A 338-nucleotide genomic window follows, 5' to 3' on the forward strand; every position below is an offset into this window, starting at 1 on the left:
AGATGGAGAAGAAAGATTCATAAACAAATCATTCTATGCGTATAACGAAGCTTCGTTTAATGCAGCAAAAGCAAACGCTGGAGCATTATATAATCCGCAGAATTTTAGAGTTGTGGATGGGACACCTAATGGATGGTTAAAGGTTAAAACATGGGAAGGCGAGAAATGGCTGAATCTAGATGGAGAAGAAAGGTTCATAGAAAAATCATTCTATGCGTATAACGAGCCTTCATTTAGTTCAGGAAAAGCAAACGCTGGAGCATTATATAGTCCGCAGAATTTTAGAGTAATAGATGGGACAACTAGTGGATGGTTGAAGATTAAAACATGGGAAGGCG

The 338-nt window shown here is 38.5% G+C and carries 1 pseudogene; it reads left to right on the forward strand.

The window, feature by feature from the left end:
* A pseudogene (locus tag MR167_RS31995) lies at positions 1-338 on the forward strand (hypothetical protein); the annotation flags it as partial.

Source organism: Bacillus cereus group sp. BfR-BA-01355 (assembly GCF_022663675.1).
In the GTDB taxonomy this organism is placed as follows: Bacteria; Bacillota; Bacilli; order Bacillales; family Bacillaceae_G; genus Bacillus_A; species Bacillus_A thuringiensis_S.